Source organism: Shewanella sp. 30m-14, assembly GCF_052977125.1.
The window spans coordinates 64,682-89,057 of record NZ_JBRILW010000006.1 but is presented as its reverse complement, the minus strand read 5'-3'; the positions used below and the strand labels follow the sequence as shown (position 1 = coordinate 89,057).

At 45.0% G+C, this 24,376-nt stretch carries 20 protein-coding genes and 2 tRNA genes; 1 reads left to right on the top strand and 21 read right to left on the bottom strand.

All coding sequences use genetic code 11. The features are described 5' to 3' along the window. Nucleotides 1–17: 17 nt before the first annotated feature. From nusA to rlmE, 10 genes are all read right to left on the bottom strand, one after another. Nucleotides 18–1,517 carry a transcription termination factor NusA gene (gene nusA / locus ACVBIU_RS06475; RefSeq protein ID WP_447160118.1) on the bottom strand — a complete coding sequence of 500 codons (1,500 nt, stop codon included), beginning with the start codon at nt 1,515–1,517 and terminating at the stop codon, nt 18–20. Between the two features lie 27 nt (nt 1,518–1,544). Beyond that, nucleotides 1,545–2,000 (bottom strand): ribosome maturation factor RimP, encoded by a 456-nt coding sequence (rimP, locus tag ACVBIU_RS06470; protein ID WP_447160119.1) that lies wholly within the window; start codon nt 1,998–2,000, stop codon nt 1,545–1,547. 159 nt (nt 2,001–2,159) lie between these two features. Then, nucleotides 2,160–2,236: transfer RNA gene (locus ACVBIU_RS06465), tRNA-Met, on the bottom strand. 103 nt (nt 2,237–2,339) lie between these two features. Further along, nucleotides 2,340–2,426: transfer RNA gene (locus tag ACVBIU_RS06460), tRNA-Leu, on the bottom strand. 114 nt (nt 2,427–2,540) lie between these two features. Continuing rightward, entirely contained in the window at nt 2,541–2,876 is a 336-nt protein-coding gene (gene secG, locus ACVBIU_RS06455; protein ID WP_447160120.1) for a preprotein translocase subunit SecG, read from the bottom strand. 1 nt (nt 2,877) lies between these two features. Then, a complete protein-coding gene (tpiA, locus tag ACVBIU_RS06450) occupies nt 2,878–3,660 on the bottom strand; it encodes a triose-phosphate isomerase (RefSeq protein WP_028769143.1) in 783 nt (260 codons plus the stop codon). A 196-nt stretch (nt 3,661–3,856) separates the two neighbouring features. Continuing rightward, a complete protein-coding gene (gene glmM, locus ACVBIU_RS06445; RefSeq protein ID WP_447160121.1) occupies nt 3,857–5,194 on the bottom strand; it encodes a phosphoglucosamine mutase in 1,338 nt (445 codons plus the stop codon). 96 nt (nt 5,195–5,290) lie between these two features. Further along, nucleotides 5,291–6,133 carry a dihydropteroate synthase gene (gene folP / locus ACVBIU_RS06440; RefSeq protein WP_447163335.1) on the bottom strand — a complete coding sequence of 281 codons (843 nt, stop codon included), beginning with the start codon at nt 6,131–6,133 and terminating at the stop codon, nt 5,291–5,293. Between the two features lie 58 nt (nt 6,134–6,191). Next, nucleotides 6,192–8,135, bottom strand: coding sequence for an ATP-dependent zinc metalloprotease FtsH (ftsH, locus tag ACVBIU_RS06435; RefSeq protein ID WP_447160123.1), 1,944 nt, complete (start codon nt 8,133–8,135; stop codon nt 6,192–6,194). A gap of 69 nt (nt 8,136–8,204) precedes the next feature. Continuing rightward, nucleotides 8,205–8,834: a 23S rRNA (uridine(2552)-2'-O)-methyltransferase RlmE gene (rlmE, locus tag ACVBIU_RS06430; protein ID WP_012278226.1), complete on the bottom strand. Its 630-nt coding sequence runs from the start codon at nt 8,832–8,834 to the stop codon at nt 8,205–8,207. Between the two features lie 93 nt (nt 8,835–8,927). Between rlmE and yhbY the strand changes: the two genes are divergently transcribed. Continuing rightward, complete coding sequence (yhbY, locus tag ACVBIU_RS06425; RefSeq protein WP_447160124.1) at nt 8,928–9,227, top strand: ribosome assembly RNA-binding protein YhbY; 300 nt, start codon at nt 8,928–8,930, stop codon at nt 9,225–9,227. 95 nt (nt 9,228–9,322) lie between these two features. Here yhbY and secF read toward each other — a convergent pair whose 3' ends face one another. The 11 genes from secF to dnaK all read right to left on the bottom strand — a co-directional run bounded on the left by secF (nt 9,323) and on the right by dnaK (nt 24,146). Beyond that, nucleotides 9,323–10,231 (bottom strand): protein translocase subunit SecF, encoded by a 909-nt coding sequence (secF, locus tag ACVBIU_RS06420; protein ID WP_447163334.1) that lies wholly within the window; start codon nt 10,229–10,231, stop codon nt 9,323–9,325. A gap of 1 nt (nt 10,232) precedes the next feature. After that, nucleotides 10,233–12,047 (bottom strand): protein translocase subunit SecD, encoded by a 1,815-nt coding sequence (gene secD, locus ACVBIU_RS06415; protein WP_447160126.1) that lies wholly within the window; start codon nt 12,045–12,047, stop codon nt 10,233–10,235. A 372-nt stretch (nt 12,048–12,419) separates the two neighbouring features. Further along, complete coding sequence (locus ACVBIU_RS06410) at nt 12,420–12,875, bottom strand: hypothetical protein (RefSeq protein ID WP_447160127.1); 456 nt, start codon at nt 12,873–12,875, stop codon at nt 12,420–12,422. A gap of 216 nt (nt 12,876–13,091) precedes the next feature. Next, nucleotides 13,092–13,568 carry a transcription elongation factor GreA gene (gene greA, locus ACVBIU_RS06405; RefSeq protein WP_447160128.1) on the bottom strand — a complete coding sequence of 159 codons (477 nt, stop codon included), beginning with the start codon at nt 13,566–13,568 and terminating at the stop codon, nt 13,092–13,094. A gap of 326 nt (nt 13,569–13,894) precedes the next feature. Continuing rightward, on the bottom strand, nt 13,895–17,116 hold the full coding sequence (gene carB / locus ACVBIU_RS06400; RefSeq protein WP_447163333.1) for a carbamoyl-phosphate synthase large subunit: 3,222 nt from the start codon (nt 17,114–17,116) through the stop codon (nt 13,895–13,897). Between the two features lie 28 nt (nt 17,117–17,144). Next, nucleotides 17,145–18,317 carry a glutamine-hydrolyzing carbamoyl-phosphate synthase small subunit gene (carA, locus tag ACVBIU_RS06395; protein WP_447163332.1) on the bottom strand — a complete coding sequence of 391 codons (1,173 nt, stop codon included), beginning with the start codon at nt 18,315–18,317 and terminating at the stop codon, nt 17,145–17,147. 173 nt (nt 18,318–18,490) lie between these two features. Next, nucleotides 18,491–19,306 (bottom strand): 4-hydroxy-tetrahydrodipicolinate reductase, encoded by an 816-nt coding sequence (gene dapB / locus ACVBIU_RS06390; protein ID WP_447160131.1) that lies wholly within the window; start codon nt 19,304–19,306, stop codon nt 18,491–18,493. A 62-nt stretch (nt 19,307–19,368) separates the two neighbouring features. After that, nucleotides 19,369–19,986 carry an FKBP-type peptidyl-prolyl cis-trans isomerase gene (locus tag ACVBIU_RS06385; protein WP_447160132.1) on the bottom strand — a complete coding sequence of 206 codons (618 nt, stop codon included), beginning with the start codon at nt 19,984–19,986 and terminating at the stop codon, nt 19,369–19,371. Between the two features lie 83 nt (nt 19,987–20,069). Further along, nucleotides 20,070–20,870 (bottom strand): M48 family metallopeptidase, encoded by an 801-nt coding sequence (locus ACVBIU_RS06380; RefSeq protein WP_447163331.1) that lies wholly within the window; start codon nt 20,868–20,870, stop codon nt 20,070–20,072. 135 nt (nt 20,871–21,005) lie between these two features. Then, entirely contained in the window at nt 21,006–22,139 is a 1,134-nt protein-coding gene (gene dnaJ, locus ACVBIU_RS06375; protein ID WP_447160134.1) for a molecular chaperone DnaJ, read from the bottom strand. Between the two features lie 90 nt (nt 22,140–22,229). Beyond that, on the bottom strand, nt 22,230–24,146 hold the full coding sequence (gene dnaK / locus ACVBIU_RS06370; protein WP_447160135.1) for a molecular chaperone DnaK: 1,917 nt from the start codon (nt 24,144–24,146) through the stop codon (nt 22,230–22,232). Nucleotides 24,147–24,376: the final 230 nt, after the last annotated feature.

Below are 24,376 nucleotides of genomic sequence, written 5' to 3'. Positions count from 1 at the left end.
CCCCTCTGCTGATCGACTTATGCTTCTTCGCCAAACCAACAGATATTACGGGCAGCCATAATTAGCTCGCCTGCTTTTTCTTCTGTTAATTCTTCAATTTCGATCAAATCATCAATGCCTTGTTCGGCCAAATCTTCAAGCGTAATTACGCCTTTGCTTGCCATTACGAATGCCAAGTGTCTATCTAGACCTTCTAGAGCAAGAAGATCTTCACTTGGTTCAGCACCATCAAGTGCTTCTTCAGTCGCAAGTGCACGAGTAGAGATCGCCGCTTTTGCGCGTTCTCTTAATGACTCAACGGTATCTTCGTCGAATCCATCAATTTCTAATAGCTCTGATTCTGGAACGTAAGCAATCTCTTCTAAAGAAGTGAAACCTTCGTCAGATAGTAGTTGTGCAAAATCTTCATCCACATCTAATGCTTGAATGAATAGATTGACTACTTTTGCGCTTTCAGCTTGATGCTTAGCTTTCATGTCAGCAACAGTCATCACGTTAAGTTCCCAGCCTGATAGCTGAGTAGCTAAACGGATGTTCTGACCGTTACGACCGATTGCTTGTGCTAAGCTGTCAGCTTCAACTGCGATATCCATTGAGTGGTTATCTTCATCAACGATGATAGAAGCCACATCCGCTGGTGCCATACAGTTAATAACGTATTGCGCTGGATTATCGTCCCAAAGCACGATATCTACACGCTCACCACCAAGCTCGTTTGAAACAGCTTGAACACGTGCACCACGCATACCAACACACGCACCTATTGGGTCGATACGGCGGTCGTTAGACTTAACGGCGATCTTAGCGCGAGAACCTGGATCACGAGCAGCGCCCATGATTTCGATCATCTCGTCTGCAATCTCAGGTACTTCAACACGGAATAGCTCAATAAGCATGTCAGGTTTAGTACGCGTTAAGAACAGTTGTGCACCGCGAGCTTCCGGACGTACAGAGTAAAGCAATGCACGAACACGATCACCAGGACGGAAAGATTCACGTGAAATCAAATCTTCTTTAAACAGCACACCGTCAGCGTTATTACCAAGATCAACCACTACACTCTCGCGGTTACTCTTCTTAACAACACCTACAATCAACTCGCCTTCACGATCACGGAACTGATCAACGATTTGAGCACGCTCAGCTTCACGTACTTTTTGTACGATAACTTGCTTAGCGGTTTGAGTGGTAATACGGTCAAATGCAACTGACTCGATTTCATCTTCGATGTAACCGCCCAGCTCAATTTCTGGATCGTCATACTTTGCAGCTTCAAGTGTGATCTCACGGAACGGGTTTTCTAATGGAACGCCCGCATCTTCAACTACCATCCAACGACGGAAAGTTTCATAAGCACCTGTCTTACGGTCGATTGCAACACGAACTTCAATGTCACCTTCGTATTTTTTCTTGGTTGCTGTGGCTAGTGCAATTTCCAGCGCTTCAAAAATCTTTTCGCGCGGTACACCTTTCTCGTTTGAAACCGCCTCAGCGACTAGCAGAATCTCTTTATTCATTGTCTTGCCTCGTTCACCTTGAATTCATCAAAACTTAGCGATTAAGTTGCCTTTACGGATATTATCCAAAGCAACAATAAGTTCGTTCCCATCTACCGACAGATTAAGCATTTGCCCATCAACGCCAGTAACGGTGCCTTTTAAATTACGACTGCCTGCTACAGGCATCGTTAATTGTACTTTTACAGTCTCACCGATGTAGGCCTTATACTGCTCAGCGGTGAACAGCGGTCTATCTACACCAGGAGAAGAAACTTCTAGCGTGTATTCAGATGTGATTGGATCTTCAACATCCAGCACAGCACTTACTTGGCGGCTTGCTTCGGCGCAATCCTCGATGAAGATGCCCTTTTCGTTGTCTATATATAAACGCAAGATAGAATGCTTGCCTGCTTGAATATATTCCAGACCCCAAAGTTTGTGGCCTAATGCTTCAACTGGTGCGTTGAGCATTTCTACCAGTTTGCGTTCTAATGTAGCCAAGGTTACCCCCAGAAAAACAAAAAAGGGCCTAATAGCCCCAGTACACGTCACCTTGAGTGACCGTTTTATAAGTTCCAGATAACAAAAAACCCCGTAATGACGAGGTTGATATATCCAGAACCTGTAACAGTATAGAAATAAATTTCTTTACTGGGAAGCTGGTTGCGGGGGCCGGATTTGAACCGACGACCTTCGGGTTATGAGCCCGACGAGCTACCAAACTGCTCCACCCCGCGACAACTTGTGCAAGTATATTGAGAATCCTCTCCACTTGCAATAATAAAGGGCGTTTAAACCACTTTATTATCTTCGACTCCGTCGTTAACGAACTCAAAGATTTGGTGCGGATGGGGGGACTTGAACCCCCACGAGCTTTCGCTCACCAGCCCCTCAAGCTGGCGTGTCTACCAATTCCACCACATCCGCATAAATCGTTACATCTGACTGTTATCATTGTTTGCTACATTGAGAGGGCGTAGCAATCTAACAGTCGGTACCAATCAATCTAAGATTGATACCATTCATAAACATTCTTATGAATTAGTCAGGGATTTTATCTTCTGACTTTTCAGCTTCTTGCTGAACTTGCTCAACAACTTGCGCTGCGTTGCTTCCTAAATCGTCCCATGCACCTTCAGCTTTAGTGTGATTTGCACTTAAGTTACCAATGGTAAGACTTAGAGCAAAAAACGCGACTGCTAAAATTGCAGTTGAACGAGTCAAAAAGTTACCAGAACCAGATGAACCGAACAGAGTACCTGAAGCACCGGCGCCAAAAGAAGCACCCATGTCAGCACCTTTACCTTGCTGGATAAGGATAAGTCCTACTAGACCAATCGCAACCAACAAGTAAACAACCATTAGAACTTCATACATATTATGCGCTCATCGCTATCGTACATAAACTGAGAAATTCGGTAGCATTGAGGCTTACACCACCAATCAAACCACCGTCTACATCAGGTTGAGCAAACAAGTCTGCTGCATTACTCGGTGTTACGCTACCACCGTACAAAATCCTGATGTTTTCTCCGATAAATGGAGATACTTCAGAGAGACGCTTGCGAATAAACGCATGAACTTCTTGCGCCTGCTCTGGCGTAGCACTTTTACCGGTTCCTACTGCCCATAATGGCTCGTAGGCGATAATTGCGTTGTCAAAAGCCATGGTGCCATTCTTTTCAATGACCACATCTAACTCTTCAGCAATCACTTCAAAAGTGCGTCTTGCTTCACGAGCTGGACCCGACTCACCAACACAAAGTATTGGGGTCAAACCATGTTTCTGAGCTGCGGCAAATTTCTCTGCCACGATATCACTCGTCTCTCCGTACATACGGCGACGTTCTGAATGTCCGATAATAACATATCGACATCCTGAATCTTTTAACATCTGACCAGATATTTCACCAGTATAGGCGCCGAAGTCATGTTGACTTATATTCTGCGTTCCCATTCTGACCAAACAACCATTTAAGGCTTCTTTGTTTTCATCCAGTAGCTGTCGTACACTTTCTAAGTAAATAGAAGGTGGACACAATACCACTTCCGCTGAATCATCTTGGAGCTTGGTAGCGAATTTCTTGAAAAGCTCTTGTGCAAGTTGCGCACTGCCATTCATTTTCCAATTACCAGCAACCATGGGACGTCTGAGTGCCATTACTGTCTCCTTTGAAAGCGGCGTGAATAATAGCGAACCACTTGTTAACTTACAATACCTAAAGACGTTATTTTTACGAATTAAGGCGAGAACGCGTGTTTTTTATGCTAACAAGATGTTGGCAGTACGATTAATAACAGCTTTGCAGCAAATTCAACCACGACTGCCTATAACATCCTGTTTATTTAACTAAATACTAAACTAAATTACGAACAGCATCCGCAATATAATTAGCATATTTGGTGACCGCTTCTTGCTCATCACCTTCTACCATCACCCTCAATAGCGGTTCAGTTCCTGATTTACGCAGTAACACACGACCGCGTTCACCCAGTTTCTGTTCTACTTCTGCCTTTGCAGCTAACACAATATCAGCTGCTAACGGGTCGTTATTACCCTCGAAGCGAACGTTCACTAATACTTGTGGCAACATGGTGATATTGGCAGTTAGCTGCTCAAGGCTGGCGTTTTGACGCTGCATAGCCGCTAGCACCAAGATGCCGGCAACAATACCGTCACCGGTTGTGCCATGGTCGAGATTCAAAATATGACCTGAATTTTCACCACCGATACGCCAATCATGCTCTTTTAGAAGCTCCATGACGTAGCGATCTCCCACTTTAGAGCGTACAAAAGGAATATTGAGCGCTTGTAATGCGAGGTCTAACCCTAGATTTGACATCAAGGTACCGACAACACCACCACGAAGGACGCCGCTTTTTTGCGCATCACAAGCTAAGATATAAAGAATTTCATCGCCATCAATAACACGTCCATGACGGTTAACCATCATGATCCGGTCGCCGTCACCATCAAGAGCAATACCTAAATCAGCATTTTCGGCTAAAACGGTTTCACAAATCTTTGCCATCGAGGTGGCGCCAACTTTATCGTTGATATTCAAACCATTTGGCTTATCACCGATAGCGATAACCTCAGCGCCAAGCTCTCTAAACACACTCGGAGCGATATGGTAAGTTGCGCCATGAGCACAATCGACAACAATTTTAAGACCGCTTAACGTCTGCTCTGCTGGGAAATGACTCTTACAGTACTCAATGTAACGACCAGCGGCATCATCAATACGAGCCACTTTACCTAACAGGTGAGACTCAACACAGGTTAATGATTTTTCAAGCTCAGCTTCGATTTCAAGTTCAACGTCATCGTCGAGTTTACTGCCATCGTTAGCAAAGAACTTAATACCGTTATCGTAATAGGGGTTATGGGAAGCGCTAATAACAATACCGGCTTCAGCACGGAAGGTGCGTGTCAAATAGGCAACTGCCGGTGTTGGCATTGGACCAATAAGCATCACATCAATCCCTGCGGCAGAAAGCCCCGCTTCCAATGCAGATTCAAACAGGTAACCTGAAATGCGAGTGTCCTTACCGATAATAACTTTATGGGTGCCAGCACGAGATAATACGCGCCCCGCAGCCCAACCCAACTTAAGCGCTAATTCAGGGGTCATTTTGCCCGCGCCTACTTTGCCTCGAATACCGTCGGTTCCGAAAAATTGTCTTTGCTTCACTTGAACTCCAAACTCACTAATCACGTAGATCTAAATCCATCGATTCTACCGTAAAAATACTAACCCTAGCTGAACAACTGGCATCAAAGCCAACGATTAAGCTAAAGCGATATAATTCTTTGTCGCTGCTAAAACAGCAAGCATATCACTGGTTTCTTGCACATCATGCACGCGCACAATATTCGCGCCAGCTTGGACTGCCAGCATATTACCAGTAAGTGTACCACTTAATCTTTGTGCTACTTCACGTCCAAGTAACTGCCCGAACATACTCTTACGTGATAAGCCAGCCAGGATAGGTAAGCCCATAGGTAAAAATTCTGCCATACGATTTAGCAGCTCATAATTATGTGCAAGGGTTTTACCAAAACCAAAACCGGGGTCGAGCACTATCTGTTCACGTTTTATCCCAGCCGCAATACAGGCCTCAATACGTTGATTGAAGAACTCGGTGATATCGCTAATGATGTCACCATATTGCGGCGCATCTTGCATCGTCCTAGGCTGCCCCTGCATATGCATCAGGCACACAGGCACATTCAATGCCGCAGCGACAGCTAATGCACCCGGTTCTTGCAGTGCTCGCACGTCGTTAATCAGATGGGCACCCGCTTCTATTGCTGCCTGCATCACGGCGGCCTTGCTGGTATCTATTGAGATCCACACATTATGAGTACGGCTCACGTAATCGATTAAAGGCAGCACACGCGCCAGCTCGTCGTCAACAGATACATCTTTCGCACCAGGACGGGTGGACTCACCACCAATATCGATGATTTTGGCGCCATTAGCCACCATAAAATCGGCTTGTCTACAGGCTGTTTCGATTGAAGAATATTCGCCACCATCAGAAAATGAGTCGGGCGTGACATTGAGGATCCCCATCACAACTGGAGAACTTAAATCTAGAGATGCATTACCACTGGTTAATTTAGACAAAATAAAGTTCCGTAAACAAGAAAACCCCTAGAAGGGGTTTTCTTTATCTAACTAAAGATTACTTAGCGGGTGATTCGTCAGCATCACTGACATCAGGCTTATCTTCTTTAGCTTCCTTGATCTCTTCTTTCTTTTCAGATGAAGCGTCATTGCTATCGTTATCATTTGACTGCAGATCTTTTTCCCACTCAGCAGGCATACGCACTTCACGACGAGCCATTAAGTCATCAATTTGGTTTGCATCGATGGTTTCATACTTCATCAACGCATCCTTCATTGCATGAAGAATATCCATATTTTCAGTTAGGTAAGTAACTGCTCGACTGTAGTTAGCATCAATCAGCATTTTAACTTCAGCATCAATAACACGTGCAGTATCATCAGACATATGCTGAGATTTACCCATGCTACGCCCCAAAAACACTTCGTTCTCATCTTCAGCATAAAGTACAGGACCTAGCTTTTCAGAGAAGCCCCACTGAGTAACCATGTTACGTGCAATCGACGTTGCGTACTTAATATCTTGTGACGCGCCAGTTGATACTTTCTCGCTACCGTAGATAATATCTTCAGCAATACGACCACCGTAAGCCACAGAGATTTGACTCTCAAGCTTGCGACGACTCTGACTGATTGCATCTGCTTCTGGTAAGAAGAAGGTCACACCCAATGCGCGGCCACGTGGAATAATTGTTACCTTATGCACAGGGTCGTGCTCCGGTACCAAACAACCCACAATAGCATGGCCCGCTTCATGGTAAGCGGTCATCTCTTTCTCTTCTTCCGACATCACCATAGTGCGACGCTCAGCGCCCATCATGATCTTGTCTTTAGCGCTTTCGAACTCTTCCATACCCACAACACGGCGGTTGTTACGAGCAGCGAATAACGCCGCTTCGTTAACAAGGTTAGCAAGATCTGCACCCGAGAAGCCTGGTGTACCACGAGCGATAACGCTTGCTTTGACACCGTCAGCCAAAGGTACTTTACGCATATGTACCTTAAGGATTTGCTCACGACCACGTACATCAGGCAAGCCAACAACCACTTGGCGATCAAAACGACCAGGACGTAACAATGCAGCATCGAGTACGTCTGGACGGTTAGTCGCAGCGATAACAATAATACCTTCGTTACCTTCGAAACCATCCATCTCAACTAGCATCTGGTTCAATGTCTGCTCACGCTCATCGTGACCACCACCAACACCAGCGCCACGTTGGCGACCTACGGCATCGATTTCATCGATAAAGATGATACAAGGAGCTGATTTTTTAGCTTGTTCAAACATGTCACGTACACGAGATGCACCAACACCGACAAACATTTCTACGAAATCAGAACCTGAAATAGTAAAGAAAGGAACCTTTGCTTCACCAGCAATCGCCTTAGCAAGCAAAGTTTTACCTGTACCTGGCGGACCCACAAGCAATACGCCTGTTGGAATACGGCCACCCAGCTTTTGGAACCTAGTGGGTTCTTTCAGGTAATCAACCAATTCTTTAACGTCTTCTTTAGCTTCATCACAACCTGCAACGTCACCAAAAGTAGTTTTAATTTGGTCTTCGCTCATCAATTTGGCCTTACTCTTACCAAATGACATTGCGCCTTTACCGCCACCGCCTTGCATCTGACGCATGAAGAAAATCCACACACCGATAAGCAGTAACATTGGGAACCAAGAGATAAATATCTGAGTTAAGAACCCTGACTCTTCAGCTTCTTCTCCCTTGAATGTAATCCCCTTGCGATTTAGTTCATTAATTAGATCTAAGTCAGGTAACGGCATTACAGTGACAAACTTTTCACCAGTACGCGTTGTTCCCTCAATAGTGCGCTGGTCACTCTTAACCGTTGCAGTATTGACTTGACCGTCTTTAACGTTATCTAAAAATGTTGAATAATCCATCTTCTGCTTAGTCGAAGAAGAGGGGGAATAGCCCTGAAAAACTGACATCAACACAACGGCGATGACAACCCAGAGAATTAAATTTTTTGCCATGTCACTCAAATTACTCGACCTCTTTTAAAGTCTTTCGAAAACTAATGTTAGAGTACTTAGGGTAGATTACTACAACTTGTACCCAGTCGCCACAAGATAGACTTCACGCGAACGTGGACGTGAAGAATCTGGCTTACGTGTTTTAACCGTTTTGAACGCCTCTTTAACCGCTTTCATGTATTCATCAAAGCCCTCCCCCTGAAAGACTTTAACAGCAAAACAACCATTAGGCGCCAACACTTGATGACACATATCTAACGCAAGCTCTACTAAATACATAGCACGCGGCTGATCAACACCACCTGTACCACTCATATTCGGTGCCATATCAGATAGCACCACATCAACCTTGGCATCACCCACTCGGGTTAACAATGCGTCCAGCACTTTTTCCTCGCGAAAATCACCCTGTAGGAAATCAACGCCAACAATCGGGTCCATAGGTAGAATATCACAAGCGATAACTTTACCCTTATCACCTGCCAATTTAACGGCTACCTGAGACCAGCCACCCGGTGCGGCCCCTAAATCAACAACCGTCATTCCAGGTCGAATGAGTTTATCTTTTTCTTGGATCTCTTCAATCTTAAAAGCCGCACGCGACCTTAAACCACGCTTCTGCGCTAGTTTGACATAGTGATCATCGAAATGTTCCTGCATCCAGCGAGAAGAACTGGCTGTTCGTTTTTTTCCTGACATTTAAAATCCGCAACAAAATTGAGAGTTACACAAAGCCTATATAAGGGTAGAATAGCGGGTTTTCAACAGTAACTCAGCATAAAGTTGGTATAAATGAACTTAACAACCAAACAAAAACAGCACTTAAAGGGCTTAGCGCATAGTCTCAAGCCTGTAGTGATGCTTGGTGGTAACGGCTTGACTGAGGGAGTGCTGGCTGAAATTGATAATGCACTTTCACATCATGAATTGATTAAAGTGAAAGTAGCCTCTGGTGACAGAGAGCTTAAAAACGCTATCGTAGATGCCATTGTACGTGAAACTAAAGCTGAAAAAATACAGCTTATCGGTCACGTTTTAGTACTGTTCCGTCAGTCTGAAGAAATGAAAATTGCAGTGCCTAAGGCAAAGTAATTAACAAAGACGTCTTCATTAAGATAAAGAAGCCTTTGTAAGATAAATAAAAAGAGCCGCTGATTATTCAGCGGCTCTTTTTTTATGGGCCTTTTTTATGGAGTTTCGCTAATAGGTTCGACTTTATAGTGCTCGGCATTCACTTTCAAATACTCGGGTAAGCAAGTACCTACAGATACCGATGACACCGTTCCAATCATGATCCCGAGAAACATCGCAATTGAAAATCCCTGCAGCGGCGTACCGCCCATCACCCATAAGGCGCCAACGGTAAATAGTGTGGTACCGCTCGTGATCATGGTACGTGAAAACGTGGCTTTTACTGCGCTACTGCACACTTTATCAATCGCCATCTTAGGTTTAGCAATCAGCACTTCTCTTACCCTGTCAGCAATGACAATCGAGTCATTCAGTGAGTAACCTAAAATAGCCAGTACCGCTGCCAAAATGGTCAAGTTGAACTCCATCTGCGTTAACGAGAAAAATGCCAGCACGAAGATAACATCGTGAAATAGTGCCAATAATGCGCCACTGGCAAGACGCCACTCAAAACGAAAACTTAAATAAGCCAGAATACATAACATTGCCGCAAGCAGTGCCAACCCTCCTTGCTCTGCGAGCTCTTGACCAATTTGCGACCCAACTATGCTAGAGTTGAGTACTTCAACATCATTAGTCAACGGCGCCAATATGGTTTTGATATCACCAGCCCCAGCATTGTCTATTTTAGCGTAACGCAAAATCCAACGACCTGGCTCACCCGCCGAAATAACACTGACCTCCTGCTCCGAGGTTGCTGACAATAGCTTACTAATTTGCGTGGCCTTAATATTCGAATCGAGTTTTACCTCAGTAACAATCCCTCCGGTAAAATCTAGCCCCCAATTAAATCCATTGACGACAATAATGCCAATAGATGACAGCATGATCAGTACAGAGAAGACACTTGAGAGGTAACGTGCTTTTGTTAATTTACTCAACTTACTTAAATGATTAAAATTCATATTATACCTTCACGTTACGACTAAAATTACGACCATATGCCCAGTTAACTAATGCTCTGGATGCAAAAATCCCGGTGAACATACTGGTTAGCAGACCTAACCCTAGGGTTAACGCAAAGCCTTGAATTGGCCCGTTACCGATAGCATAAAGAACCACTGCAGTGATCATCGTGGTAATGTTGGCGTCAACAATGGTTGAAAAGGCACTATCAAAGCCTCGGTCAATGGCATGAGCAAAGCTCCTCCCCTCCTTTAACTTGTCCTTAATCCGCTCAAAAATAAGTACGTTAGTGTCTACTGCCATACCAACGGTTAGCACTAAACCTGCGATGCCAGGTAAGGTTAAAACCGCGCCAGGGATCAGTGCCATTAAGCCAAATATAAGGATCATGTTGGCTAAAAGTGCCACGTTCGCTATCCAACCTAAACGTCGGTACCAAAGCCCCATAAACAGCAATGTCACCGCCATACCTAAGGCAAGCGCAGAGAAACCGTTGGTGATGTTTTCTTCGCCTAAGCTTGGCCCAATAGTCCGTTCTTCAACAATAGTCACAGGTGCCGTCATTGAGCCCGCTCGAAGTAATAAAGCAAGCTGCTGCGCACTGGCATAATCCCTAGAGCCTGTTACGCTAAATCGGTCTCCCAGCTGAGATTGAATTGTCGCTACACTGATAACTTCAGTGGTTTGTCTAATTTGTCCATTATCACCGCGGCTATACTCACTATATGAAGTCGCCATCGGCTTACCAATATTGTCGCGAGAAAAAGCCGACATGATTCTGCCGCCTTCTCGGTCTAGATGAATAACCACTTCAGGCTGCCCCATCTCACCGAGCGATGCTCTTGCGTCGACAATATGCTCACCGCCGAGTACCGCGCGTCTAGCAACATAAACAGGAGCCCCCAGCTCATCTTTCAATACCTTGGCATTAACAGAACCCTGTTGCTTAACTTGATAGAAAGCAAGGCTGGCGGTAGCACCTATCACTGACTTTGCAGCAGCAGGATCTTGTACACCCGGTAATTCTATTCGAATTCGATGCTCACCTTGACGCTGAACGACAGCCTCACTGATCCCTAGTTGCTCGATACGGCTGCGCATGATCTGCAAGTTTTGCTTCACGGTTAGGTCGCGAATATTCATTTTTTCAGCTTCTGACAGATCAGCATTTAAAGATTGCTCACCAGAGTTTGAGACTTGCCAATTAGGATATTGCTTAGTAACAAACTGTCTTATCGCTGTTTTTTGTGCTAAATCCGTAGTTGTTATGTTCACATTACCGTCAGCCTGCTGCTGAATCGTGACACCATATAAGGACTGTTCACGCGCAAATTGCCTAACAGAGTCAATGAACGTGTTGGCGTGCAACTTATAGACAGGCTCAATTTCAACATCCAATAGAAATTGCACCCCACCTCGCAAATCCAATCCCAATTTAATCGGAGTAAAACCGAGCGATAATAGCCAGTTTGGCGCTGCAGGCGCTAGAGTAAGCGTTAGTTTGGAAGGATCCTTTACCTGACTTGCAAGCAAGGTTTTCAGCTGGCTCTGTTGTGAATTGTCGTCAAGCACAATCAAGGTTTGTCCATTAGCTTGATCGATACGCTTAACGGTAACACCTTGGGACACGAGCAGCTGATGTAATTCCAAAGGGTTAACTTTCAACCCGGCCTCGTCGCTAATCTGCACCGCTGCATCTTCACCAAAAAAAGTCGGTAACGCACTCAGTAACATAATGCTGATGGTGACGACTAACACTATGTATTTCCAAGCAGCATAATGGTTCAAAATTGCTGATTTTTTCTGTTCTCTCATATTTTTGCTCTTTAAATTCACTAAAAGTGTGATAGCAACTCACCATTATTCAAAGGCCACAGAAGTGAAACTGGACTTATTATTAAAAGGCTAACCCCAGCAGGACTAATGCCTAATAACATTGGTGCCTAGGAATATTGGGCGAGTATGCTTTAGAGCTATCGAGGTAAACGTTCACCGTTTCAATCACATGCTTGTGACGGAAATAAGTAAGCGGCTTATAGGGAGTGCACCATTAGCGGAATCAACAACAAAGTGAATAAACACCGAGTACGTCAATGCATCAGGGGAAAGTTAGTAATAACTAACACTGCCGAGCTCAATAGCTGCTTTAAAAACCAACCGATAACGAAGCCAAATGGCTATCGGTCGTTAGCTTAAGGAGCGAGACTGAGAAAAGCGGTAGAGAAGATTAGACTCTTTCCACGCGCAAAGTCGGTGGGAGCGAGTATCAATGTGCAGTGACCAGTCTACTGCTGGCGCAAAATCCATGCGATAACCAACGGTTAAAGAAGGCACTGCGGGGGAAGTAAATTCAAAGGCCAGCAAATAGTCGGGACGACTTTGCAGGGGATCATGTTGAGAAAAACTGATAAAGCGCTGCGAAACAAGTGGCGCATATTCAGAGCCATCTTTGTCAGTTTGCTTTGCCTGCTTATCTTCAAGCGTTAAAGGAGTATGTTTAGGTAAGCCAGAGGATTGCGTGCTTGTCATATCTGCGAGCATATTCTTATGCGGTGCAGCCTGTATAACGGTTATAACAGCCCCTGCAGGTTCCACTGAGCGCATATCATTACTTTGAACATTTTCAGATGCACTTGCAGACATAGGTGTGAGAAATAATCCCCCTATGAACAACAAGATGAAGCCGAATCGCCAAAATGACAGCACTAATTACCTATTTTAAGTCTATTTACTATGTCGAATATACTAAACGTAGCACAGCCTCGATACAAACGATTATTCACTGTTTTGGCGCTACCGGTCACTGCGTCACATAAAAAAACCGCTAAAAAGCGGTTTTTTTAGTTCTAACGGGTTAGATTAGATATATTCAACTTTGATAATTTCAAAGTCAGTTGTGCCACCAGGTGTCACAATAGAGATCTCATCATCTAAGCTCTTACCAATTAGACCACGGGCAATTGGAGAACTCACTGACAACAAGTTTTCTCTAATGTTAGCTTCGTCTTCACCCACAATGCGGTAAGTCACTTCGTCTTCAGTATCTACATTTAAAATAGTCACTGTAGAACCGAAAATAACGCGGCCGTTATTTTCCATTGTGGTCACATCGATGATCTGTGCGTGAGACAACTTACCTTCGATATCTCTAACGCGCGCTTCGCTTAATCCCTGCTCTTCACGGGCAGCATGATATTCAGCGTTTTCTTTCAAATCGCCAAGCTCACGGGCTTCACCAATTGCAGCGGCAATTAGCGGACGGCGCTCAAACTTAAGAAAATCTAACTCTTTACGCAGTCTTGCAGCACCGACTATGGTCATTGGAACCGTACTCATAAGCTCTTTCGTCTCCTTTAAAACAAAAGCATGTCCCACTGAGAACAACATCAGTGAGGTAAAATCAGGTGGAATTACGTTATTGTAAACGCAGAGGGCATTCGATGCACTCTAATCTATACTTGCTCGCGATCTAGCTATCATTAAGGCTGAGTAAACCGCCTTTTTTTCGAAGCAAATCACGACTTGAGACCGTAGAGCTTACTTAACCTTTGCCAGACTTGCTAGCAATGGAAGATAAATTTTTATTTATCGCTGCCCTGCTCAATCAAAAGGTCAAGCCAATAAAAAAGGCCGCTTTAAGCGGCCTTCTGTTTTAGCTCAACTTATTTCGTAATACGCTTATGCAGCTCTTGCACTGATGTCACGTTCGAACGGTCATCCGCCGAGTGTGCCATACAAGTTGCAAATGCAGCATTCAGAGTCGTGGTGTAGTTCACTTTATAACGTAGTGCACCGCGGCGAAGTTGACGTGAGTCTTCAATCGCCTTACGACCTTCTGTGGTATTGACAATATAGGTGTACTCACCATTCTTGATACGGTCAAGAATGTGTGGGCGACCTTCATGTACCTTGTTCACTAGGCGTGGGTTAATACCCGCTTCGCCCAAGATAACTGCAGTGCCGTGAGTCGCATCGATTTCATAACCCAGTGCGATTAGCTGTGCCGCTAAATCTGCTACACGTGCTTTATCGCTGTTACGAACAGACAATAGCGCGCGGCCAGACTTAGGCACTTCAGATGTCGCACCAAGCTGTGCTTTAGCATAGGCTTCAGCAAACGTGTCACCGACACCCATCACTTCACCCGTTGAGCGCATTTCAGGGCCAAGCAGAGGGTCAACACCTGGGAATTTGTTAAACGGCAATACTACCTCTTTTACAGAGAAGAATGGCGGAATAACTTCCTTGGTGAAGTTCTGTGACTTAAGGCTTTGACCTGCCATCACTCGAGCTGCAATCTTAGCTAATGGAACGCCAGTCGCTTTTGATACGAATGGTACTGTTCGCGCAGCACGTGGATTAACTTCAATCATGTAGATCTCGTTATCCTTCACCGCAAACTGCACGTTCATTAGACCAATTACACCAAGTTCCATTGCAAGCTTACCGACCTGCTCACGCATGCGGTCTTGGATTTCTTGGCTAAGGCTATATGGAGGTAATGAACAACCTGAGTCACCAGAGTGAACACCAGCCTGCTCGATATGCTCCATGATTGAACCAATAACAACGGTTTCGCCATCGCATACTGCATCGATGTCGATTTCAATCGCGTTATCTAGGAAACAATCCAATAGCACAGGAGATGCATTCGAAACACTTACCGCTTCGTTAAAGTAGCGACGTAAGTCTTGCTCGTCATAAACGATTTCCATCGCACGGCCACCAAGTACATATGATGGACGAACCACTAACGGATAACCGATACGCTCACCAGAAATCACTGCACCTTCAACCGTTGTAACGGTATCGTTTTCAGGCTGCTTCATGCCTAAACGCTGAATTGCTTGCTGGAAACGCTCACGGTCTTCAGCACGGTCAATCGCATCAGGACTTGTACCGATAATCGGTACGCCTGCGGCTTCTAGGTCGCGAGCAAGTTTAAGCGGCGTTTGACCACCGTACTGCACGATAACGCCTTTTGGCTTCTCGATACGCACGATTTCAAGCACGTCTTCAAATGTCACTGACTCGAAGTACAAACGATCTGACGTGTCGTAATCGGTAGAAACCGTTTCAGGGTTACAGTTAACCATGATGGTCTCGTACCCGTCTTCACGTAGCGCTAATGCCGCATGTACACAACAGTAATCAAACTCAATACCTTGGCCAATGCGGTTTGGACCACCACCTAAAATCATGATCTTGTCACGATTTGATGGGTTCGCTTCACACTCTTCTTCATACGTTGAGTACATGTAAGCAGTATCGGTTGAAAATTCTGCAGCGCAGGTATCAACGCGCTTATACACTGGGTGAATTTCAAAACGAGTACGTAGCTTACGTACTTCTGTTTCGCTCACACCTGCAAGTGCTGCTAAACGTGAATCAGCAAAGCCTTTGCGCTTAAGCTTACGTAGAACATCTTCATTTAGACCAGCAAGACCGATTTCAGCAACTTGCGCTTCAGACTTAAGCAAGTCTTCAATTTGTACCAAGAACCATGGGTCAATATTGGTTAGTGCGAAGATATCATCTACCGACAATCCCATACGGAACGCATCGGCAATATACCAAATACGTTCTGCGCCAGGCTCTTTAAGCTCGTGACGAATACGTGATAGCGCTTCAGGATTTGCCAAGTCGATTTCTGGGCACAAACCATTTTTGCCCACTTCAAGGCCACGAAGGGCTTTTTGCAGTGATTCTTGGAATGTACGTCCAATCGCCATCACTTCACCCACAGACTTCATCTGTGTGGTTAGGCGGTCATTGGCACCGGCAAACTTTTCAAAGTTAAAGCGCGGGATTTTAGTCACAACGTAATCGATGGCTGGCTCAAATGATGCTGGTGTTGCGCCGCCAGTAATGTCGTTGCTTAGCTCATCAAGAGTGAAACCTACCGCTAGCTTGGCGGCAATCTTAGCAATCGGGAAGCCGGTTGCTTTTGATGCTAATGCCGATGAGCGAGATACACGTGGATTCATCTCGATGATAACCATACGGCCATCTTTCGGGTTGATACCAAACTGTACGTTTGAACCGCCAGTTTCAACACCAATCTCACGTAATACAGCAAGAGATGCATTACGCATCAACTGGTATTCTTTATCGGTTAGTGTCTGCGCTGGCGCAACCGTAATCGAGTCACCCGTATGCACGCCCATAGGATCGAAGTTCTCAATCGCACAGACAATGATACAGTTATCATTACGGTCACGAACTACTTCCATCTCGTACTCTTTCCAACCAATCAAAGATTCGTCGATAAGGAGTTCGCTAGTCGGTGATAATTCAAGACCTTGAGAACAGATATCCTCAAACTCTTCTTTGTTATAAGCGATACCGCCACCACTACCGCCCATGGTAAATGAAGGACGGATAATACATGGATAGCCCACTTCAGCTTGAACAGCACGAGCTTCATCCATTGTATGAGCGATACCAGCACGAGGACACTCAAGGCCAATCGACTTCATTGCTTTGTCGAAACGGCTACGGTCTTCAGCTTTGTCGATTGCATCAGCTGTCGCGCCAATCATATCAACATTAAACTCTTTTAGTACGCCACGGCTTTCAAGCTCAAGTGCACAGTTAAGTGCAGTCTGGCCGCCCATTGTTGGCAAAATCGCATCTGGACGCTCTTTTGCAATAATGTTGCGCACGACTTCCCAATGAATTGGCTCGATGTATGTTGCATCGGCCATCTCAGGATCGGTCATAATGGTTGCAGGGTTAGAGTTAACAAGAATAACTCGATAACCTTCTTCGCGTAGGGCTTTACAGGCTTGTGCGCCTGAGTAGTCAAACTCACAGGCTTGACCAATGACAATTGGTCCAGCACCTAGGATAAGAATACTCTTTATATCTGTACGTTTTGGCATTGCTTAAATCTTCTCCCGGATGAGGTTACTACTTGGCGTTTTGACAGTACAAATCAATCAAGTCAATGAAGTGATTAAACAGTGGCGCCGCATCATGTGGTCCAGGACTCGCTTCAGGGTGTCCTTGGAAACTAAATGCAGGCTTATCTGTAAGGTGTATACCTTGCAGTGAACCATCAAATAGTGACTTATGTGTCACTTTAATATTGGCTGGTAAGCTTGTTTCATCCGCAGCAAAACCGTGGTTTTGGCTGGTGATCATCACATTACCTTGCTCAATATTGCTCACAGGGTGGTTAGCACCGTGATGACCAAACTTCATTTTCAGTGTTTTAGCACCTGAAGCTAATGCCAGCAGCTGGTGACCAAGACAGATACCAAAAACTGGAATGTCAGTCTTTAAAATCTCTTGAATCGCAGCAATTGCATAATCACATGGCTCAGGGTCACCAGGGCCATTTGATAGGAAAACCCCATCAGGATTCATAGCAAGTACTTCTGCAGCAGGAGTTTGAGCTGGTACAACAGTGACATCACAGCCACGGTCAACCAACATGCGTAAAATATTACGCTTCACGCCATAATCATAAGCAACGACTTTATATTTAAGCTCAGCTTCAGGCGTATCAGATGGCAAACCGCCAACTAAACGCCAGCTACCGCTGCGCCATGAATATGTTTCGTTTGTGGTGACTTCTTTAGCCAAATCCATGCCTTTAAGGCCTGGGAAGGCTTTAGCTGCAGCTAGCGCTTTAGCTTCATCTAAATCACCCACCATGATACAACCGGCTTGAGCGCCTTTTTCACGTAGGATACGAGTTAATTTACGAGTATCGATATCAGCAATACCAACAACGTTGTTAGCGATCAAATAATCGCTTAAAGATTGCTGATTACGAAAGTTACTTGCGATTAGCGGCAAGTCTCGAATGATAAGGCCACATGCATGAACAGAGCTAGACTCTGTATCTTCATCATTGGTACCAGTATTACCAATATGTGGATAAGTGAGGGTTACCATTTGACGTGAATATGATGGATCAGTCAAAATTTCTTGGTAACCGGTCATTGAAGTGTTAAAAACGACTTCACCAACAGACATCCCTTCAGCACCAATTGCAGTGCCAGAAAAAATGGTTCCATCTTCAAGTACGAGTAAGGCAGACTTTGTCAACGCGACCTCCGGAAAGAGCCAAATCATTGAAATTAATTGTTTTTTATATGTTTTTAAAATACCAACTTTCGCTAAAATGCAAAATTTTGACAAATTCCGCCGATTTTATATGTAAAAGCAAAACCTGTCTATAGATGAAGAAAGTATTTTATCAAAAAAATTTCAAGCAAAAAAAAACCGCTGATAGCGGTTTTAAATAATTATGCCTTCAAGCCTAAGACTTGCTGCATATCGTAAAGCCCTGCATTTTGCTCGACTAACCAGGTTGCGGCGCGCATAGCACCATTTGCAAAGGTCATTCGGCTCGATGCTTTATGGGTGATCTCTAGTCGTTCACCCATATCGGCAAATAATGCGGTATGCTCACCCACGATATCGCCAGCACGCACAGTAGCGAAACCTATGGTTTCTCTATCACGCTCACCAGTAATCCCCTCGCGACCATACACTGCACACTTTTCCAGATCACGGCCTAAGGTTTCAGCGATCACTTCACCCATCTTCAGCGCGGTACCTGACGGTGCATCTTTCTTATATCTATGGTGAGCTTCTATGATCTCGATATCGCTGTATTGGCCCATCACCTCTGCGGCCACTTCAAGCAGTTTCCACATAAGATTAACGCCAACCGCCATATTTGGCGCCATGACAATCGGTATCTGATCAGAGTAGGCAGAAATTTGCTCTTTCTGAGCATGATTGAACCCGGTGGTGCCTATAACGATTGCTTTGCCATTCTTTGCACACCAGTCTGTATGCACAACACTGGCTTCAGGTGAGGTAAAATCGATAAGCACATCAAAATCATCAACCGCTTTATCGAGAGAGTCGGTAATGGCCACATTCATCGCCCCAACGCCTGCAAGTTCACCCGCATCGACGCCCATCAGAGTCGAACCAGCTCGTTCAATCGCCGCGCCCAACAAAATCATTTCATTTTGTTTTGCCGCTTCAATAAGAGTACGTCCCATACGGCCACTGCCGCCTGTTATTGCCACTCTTACTTGTTCAGTCATCTCAGTACTCCCTGCAAATGTCAAAAAAAAGCCTAAGTATTAACTTAGGCTTATTGTCTAACTTAGATAATGTCTAACAATTCAACTTCGAATACCAAAGTTGAATATGGCGGGATTGCAGCACCTGCGCCGCGCTCACCGTATGCTAGGTGCTGTGGTACAAATAGTCTCCACTTAGAACCTGTAGGCATAAGTTGCAATGCTTCAGTCCAACCAGCGATAACGCCAGATACTGGGAATTCTGCTGGCTCGCCACGAGCAACAGAACTATCGAATACGTCACCAGAGATGAAAGTACCGTGGTAGTGAGTACGTACTGTAGAGTCGTAACCAGGCTTATCACCGTTACCTTCAGTAATGATTTCGTACTGTAGACCTGAGTCCAAAGTCACAACACCTTCACGAGCACCATTATCAGTAAGGAATTTTTCACCTACTTCTGATGCAGCCGCAGCAGCAGCTTCTTGAACTTTCTGGATACGCTGGCTGATTTCAGTGAAAGCAACTTGCATATCTTGCATAGACACTAGGCTTTCTTTACCTTCGAATGCGTCAGATAGACCCAATTGAACAGCAGAAATATCGATACCTTCAAACGAGTTTGCAGCTAGTTGCTCACCTAGTTGACGACCAACACCGTAGCTTGCTTGCTCTTCAATTGTACTGAACTTATCAGACATAATGATTGTACTCTCATTGATTCAATTTAAATTTCGCGCGAAACTTTATCATAATTTCTGTGATATTGCCCTAAAAACCGTAGCTATTTTGGTCTTTGGCAAGAATTTTTCATACTCGCGTTACTGGCATTATATAGAGGTTGGGCTTTCGCCTGCATTTGTTGTAACTGTGCAATACGCTGCCCATGGGATGGATGAGTAGAAAGCAGCTCTGGCCCCTGCTCGCCGCCCGCTTTAGACATATTGCGCCACAGATCGACACTCTGAGCTGGATCAAATCCCGCTTTGGCCATCAATTCGACACCTATCATATCGGCTTCTGATTCTTGGTCACGACCATAGGGGAGTATGTATCCAACTTGTACACCTAAACCAAGGGCTGCCATATAAAGTTCTTTATCCGCAATCCCCCCCGCGCCTAAGGCAAGATCTGCCAGTTGCATGCCTGCACCTGTCATCTGTGCGCGCGACACTTGCTCGTTACTGTGGTTTGCCAGTACATGAGCCACCTCATGACCAATCACTGTGGCAAGCTGGTCAGGATTGGTCGCCACGTTTAGCAGACCGGTGTAAACCCCTATATGGCCACCAGGCAGCGCAAACGCGTTGACTTGCTCTGACTCAAATACCACGACCTCCCATGGCAAACTCTGATCGGGTAACGCTTGAGTAATACGCAGTGCAACGCAATTAACATAGCTGTTTATCGCTCTGTCTTGGCTAACTGTCTCTTGCTGCTTGAGCTGAGCAAATGAAGTATCACCAAGCTGCGACATCTCTTCTGATGAAAACAGCAAGGTTTGCCCCCGCCCTGTTGGCGATTGATGAGTAGCGCAGCCCGTACACAATAATACAGCGCTAAGCAGTAATAGTATTCCTTTCATATAAGCTTAACTCCCTTCACGTAAAACATAATATATAGCTTTAGTGCAAATAACCTAAGTACAAATAGCTTCAGCACATATAACAAAAAGCCCCGCATTCGCGAGGCTTAAATTATATACTGAACGAGCTCAGATTTAGCTATTCAGATCTTGAAAAAACTTCTTCACGCCATCGAAGAAACCATCAGCCTTTGGACTGTGCTTCTTTGATTGACCCGTTAACGTATCTTCAAATTCACGTAGTAGCTCTTTTTGACGCTCATTAAGGTTGACAGGTGTTTCCATGACGACCTTACATAGCAAGTCACCCACTGCATGACTGCGAACAGACTTAACACCTTTACCGCGCATACGGAACATGCGTCCAGTTTGGGTTTCAGTTGGGATCTTAAGATTAACCTTACCATCAAGTGTTGGCACTTCAATCTCGCCGCCTAACGCCGCTTTGCTGAACGAAATAGGCACTTCACAATAAAGGTTGTTGCCATCACGCTGGAAGATGGCATGTTCACGAACACTCACCTGAACATATAAGTCACCTGGTGGTGCACCAAACTCGCCCGCTTCACCTTCGCCAGAAAGACGAATACGATCGCCTGTATCAACCCCAGCTGGGATCTTAACTGATAAGGTCTTGCTCTTTTCTACGCGACCTTCACCATGACACTTGTTACAAGGATCTTTAATGATCTTGCCACGGCCATGACAGGTTGGACAGGCTTGCTGCACTGCGAAGAAACCTTGACGCATCTGTACTTGGCCTTGGCCATGACAGGTACCACAAGTTGTTGGCGAGGAGCCTTTCTTAGCACCGCTGCCGTCACACACATCACAAGCCGCTAATGTTGGAATACGTAGCTCTTTGGTTAAGCCGCGAACCGCCTCTTCTAAAGACAACTCTAAGTTGTAACGTAAGTCACTTCCGCGCGCAGCTTGACGTTGACCACCGCGGCGTCCGCCGCCGAAGATATCGCCGAACACATCACCAAATACGTCGCCAAAATCACCGCCGCCGCCAAAACCACCGCCGCCACCACGATTAGGATCAACGCCAGCATGACCAAACTGGTCATAGGCCGCTTTCTTATCGCTGTCGGTTAGAATTTCGTAAGCTTCTTTAACTTCTTTAAAGCTTGCTTCAGCTTCTTTGTTACCCGGATTGCGGTCTGGGTGAAATTTCATTGCTAAACGCTTATAAGCTTTCTTTATTTCGCGTTCGCTGGCGTCACGTCCGACACCTAATACTTCGTAAAAATCGCGCTTTGACATAGTTTTTAATACTTTTTGGCTAAAGTTGCACAAACGGGCGTTAGAGTTTCCTCATAACGCCCGCTACAATAATTTAGGAATTACCCGTCATTATTTTTTGTCGTCTTTAACTTCTTCAAACTCAGCGTCAACTACGTCATCTTCAGGCTTAGAAGCTTGTGCTTCACCTTGAGGTTGACCTTGCTCAGTTTGAGCCTTAGCTTGAGCGATTTCCATTAATTTAGAAGACGCTTCCATTAGCTCTTGAGTAGACTTTTCAATCGCTTCTTTGTCATTGCCTTTAACAGCAGTGTCAACGTTAGCCATTGCAGCTTCAATCTTCTCTTTCTCGTCCGCTGGTAGTGCCTCACCCGCTTCTTCGATCTGCTTCTTAGTTGCGTGAACCATGCCATCAGCCTGGTTACGAGCTGTAGCTAGCTCTTCGAACTTAGCATCTTCATCAGCATGTGCTTCAGCGTCACGAACCATAGCGTCCACTTCCTCATCACTTAGACCAGAAGAGGCTTTAATCGTGATGTTTTGTGCTTTGCCAGTCTTCTTGTCTGTAGCAGATACATGCAAGATACCGTCAGCATCGATGTCAAAAGTCACTTCGACCTGTGGCATGCCACGTGGTGCAGGCTCAATACCTTCTAGGTTAAATTGACCTAAAGACTTGTTACCGCTTGATTGCTTACGCTCACCTTGAAGTACGTGAATAGTCACAGCACTTTGGTTGTCGTCAGCAGTCGAGAATGTTTGTGACGCTTTAGTCGGGATAGTGGTGTTCTTCTCGATAAGCTTCGTCATGATGCTACCCATAGTCTCAATACCTAGAGACAGTGGCGTAACGTCTAGTAGCAGTACGTCTTTAACTTCACCTGATAGTACACCCGCTTGAACCGCTGCACCGATAGCAACCGCTTCATCAGGGTTAACATCTTGACGTAGCTCTTTGCCAAAGAATGCAGAAACTTCTTCACGCACTTTAGGCATACGAGTCTGGCCACCCACTAGAATCACTTCGTTGATGTCAGAAACTGAAAGGTCAGCATCTGCAAGTGCAACTTTTAGTGGCTCAAGTGAACGTTTAATCAAATCTTCAACAAGTGACTCAAGTTTTGCACGAGTGATTTTAACCACTAAGTGCTTAGGACCTGTTGCGTCAGCTGTGATGTAAGGCAGGTTAACTTCAGTTTGTGTTGTGCTCGATAGTTCGATCTTCGCTTTTTCTGCCGCTTCTTTTAGACGCTGCATCGCTAGTGGATCGTTACGTAGGTCAAGACCTTGCTCTTTTTTGAACTCGTCAGCAAGATACTTAATCATACGGTTATCAAAGTCTTCACCACCTAAGTGAGTGTCACCGTTAGTTGCAAGTACTTCGAACGTTTGCTCGCCATCAACACTGTCGATTTCGATGATAGAGATATCAAATGTACCACCACCTAAATCGTATACAGCAACGATATTGTCGCCTTGCTTCTTATCGATACCGTAAGCAAGTGCCGCCGCTGTTGGCTCGTTGATGATACGCTTAACTTCAAGACCTGCGATGCGACCCGCATCTTTAGTTGCTTGACGTTGTGAATCGTTAAAGTAAGCAGGAACGGTAATAACCGCTTCAGTCACTTCTTCACCTAAGAAATCTTCTGCCGTTTTCTTCATCTTCTTCAAGATTTCAGCAGAGATTTGTGGTGGAGCCATTTTCTTGCCTTGTGCTTCAACCCATGCATCGCCATTGTCAGCGCTGATGATTTTGAATGGCATGATGTCAACGTCACGCTGAACTTCGTCATCTTTAAAACGACGGCCAATTAGACGCTTAATAGCAAATACTGTGTTCGTTGGGTTTGTTACAGCCTGACGCTTTGCAGACTGGCCAACTAATGTTTCATCAGCAGTGTATGCGATGATTGAGGGTGTCGTACGATCGCCTTCAGCATTCTCCAATACGCGTGCTTTGCCGCCATCTAATACTGCAACACAAGAGTTAGTTGTGCCTAAATCGATACCAATAATTCTACCCATGGAGTCCTCCGAAAAACTTTTAAAAACTAAATTTGTTATCTGGTTTATGAAGTGGGGACAGACTTAATACTTTTCAAGTCTTTTTTATCACCCTAAATCTTCTCATAAACCCTATATTGGGACGTTTAGAATGAATACAAGGGATAAATTTAAATTTTATCTTAAGAGTGCATTAATTTGATCTAGGACGCGGTTAAAAAAACGGTAAAACGTATAATGAATACAATCTT

Coding starts and splice junctions, on each gene's coding strand:
- secG (WP_447160120.1), bottom strand. CDS start 2,876: ATGTATGAAGTTCTAATGGTTGTTTACTTGTTGGTTGCGATTGGTCTA.
- dnaJ (WP_447160134.1), bottom strand. CDS start 22,139: ATGTCAAAGCGCGATTTTTACGAAGTATTAGGTGTCGGACGTGACGCC.
- ACVBIU_RS06385 (WP_447160132.1), bottom strand. CDS start 19,986: ATGTCTGATAAGTTCAGTACAATTGAAGAGCAAGCAAGCTACGGTGTT.
- yhbY (WP_447160124.1), top strand. CDS start 8,928: ATGAACTTAACAACCAAACAAAAACAGCACTTAAAGGGCTTAGCGCAT.
- nusA (WP_447160118.1), bottom strand. CDS start 1,517: ATGAATAAAGAGATTCTGCTAGTCGCTGAGGCGGTTTCAAACGAGAAA.
- dnaK (WP_447160135.1), bottom strand. CDS start 24,146: ATGGGTAGAATTATTGGTATCGATTTAGGCACAACTAACTCTTGTGTT.
- tpiA (WP_028769143.1), bottom strand. CDS start 3,660: ATGGCACTCAGACGTCCCATGGTTGCTGGTAATTGGAAAATGAATGGC.
- ACVBIU_RS06380 (WP_447163331.1), bottom strand. CDS start 20,870: ATGAAAGGAATACTATTACTGCTTAGCGCTGTATTATTGTGTACGGGC.
- greA (WP_447160128.1), bottom strand. CDS start 13,568: ATGAGTACGGTTCCAATGACCATAGTCGGTGCTGCAAGACTGCGTAAA.
- ACVBIU_RS06410 (WP_447160127.1), bottom strand. CDS start 12,875: ATGTCTGCAAGTGCATCTGAAAATGTTCAAAGTAATGATATGCGCTCA.
- dapB (WP_447160131.1), bottom strand. CDS start 19,306: ATGACTGAACAAGTAAGAGTGGCAATAACAGGCGGCAGTGGCCGTATG.
- carA (WP_447163332.1), bottom strand. CDS start 18,317: ATGATTTGGCTCTTTCCGGAGGTCGCGTTGACAAAGTCTGCCTTACTC.
- carB (WP_447163333.1), bottom strand. CDS start 17,116: ATGCCAAAACGTACAGATATAAAGAGTATTCTTATCCTAGGTGCTGGA.
- secD (WP_447160126.1), bottom strand. CDS start 12,047: ATGAGAGAACAGAAAAAATCAGCAATTTTGAACCATTATGCTGCTTGG.
- rlmE (WP_012278226.1), bottom strand. CDS start 8,834: ATGTCAGGAAAAAAACGAACAGCCAGTTCTTCTCGCTGGATGCAGGAA.
- secF (WP_447163334.1), bottom strand. CDS start 10,231: ATGAATTTTAATCATTTAAGTAAGTTGAGTAAATTAACAAAAGCACGT.
- ftsH (WP_447160123.1), bottom strand. CDS start 8,135: ATGGCAAAAAATTTAATTCTCTGGGTTGTCATCGCCGTTGTGTTGATG.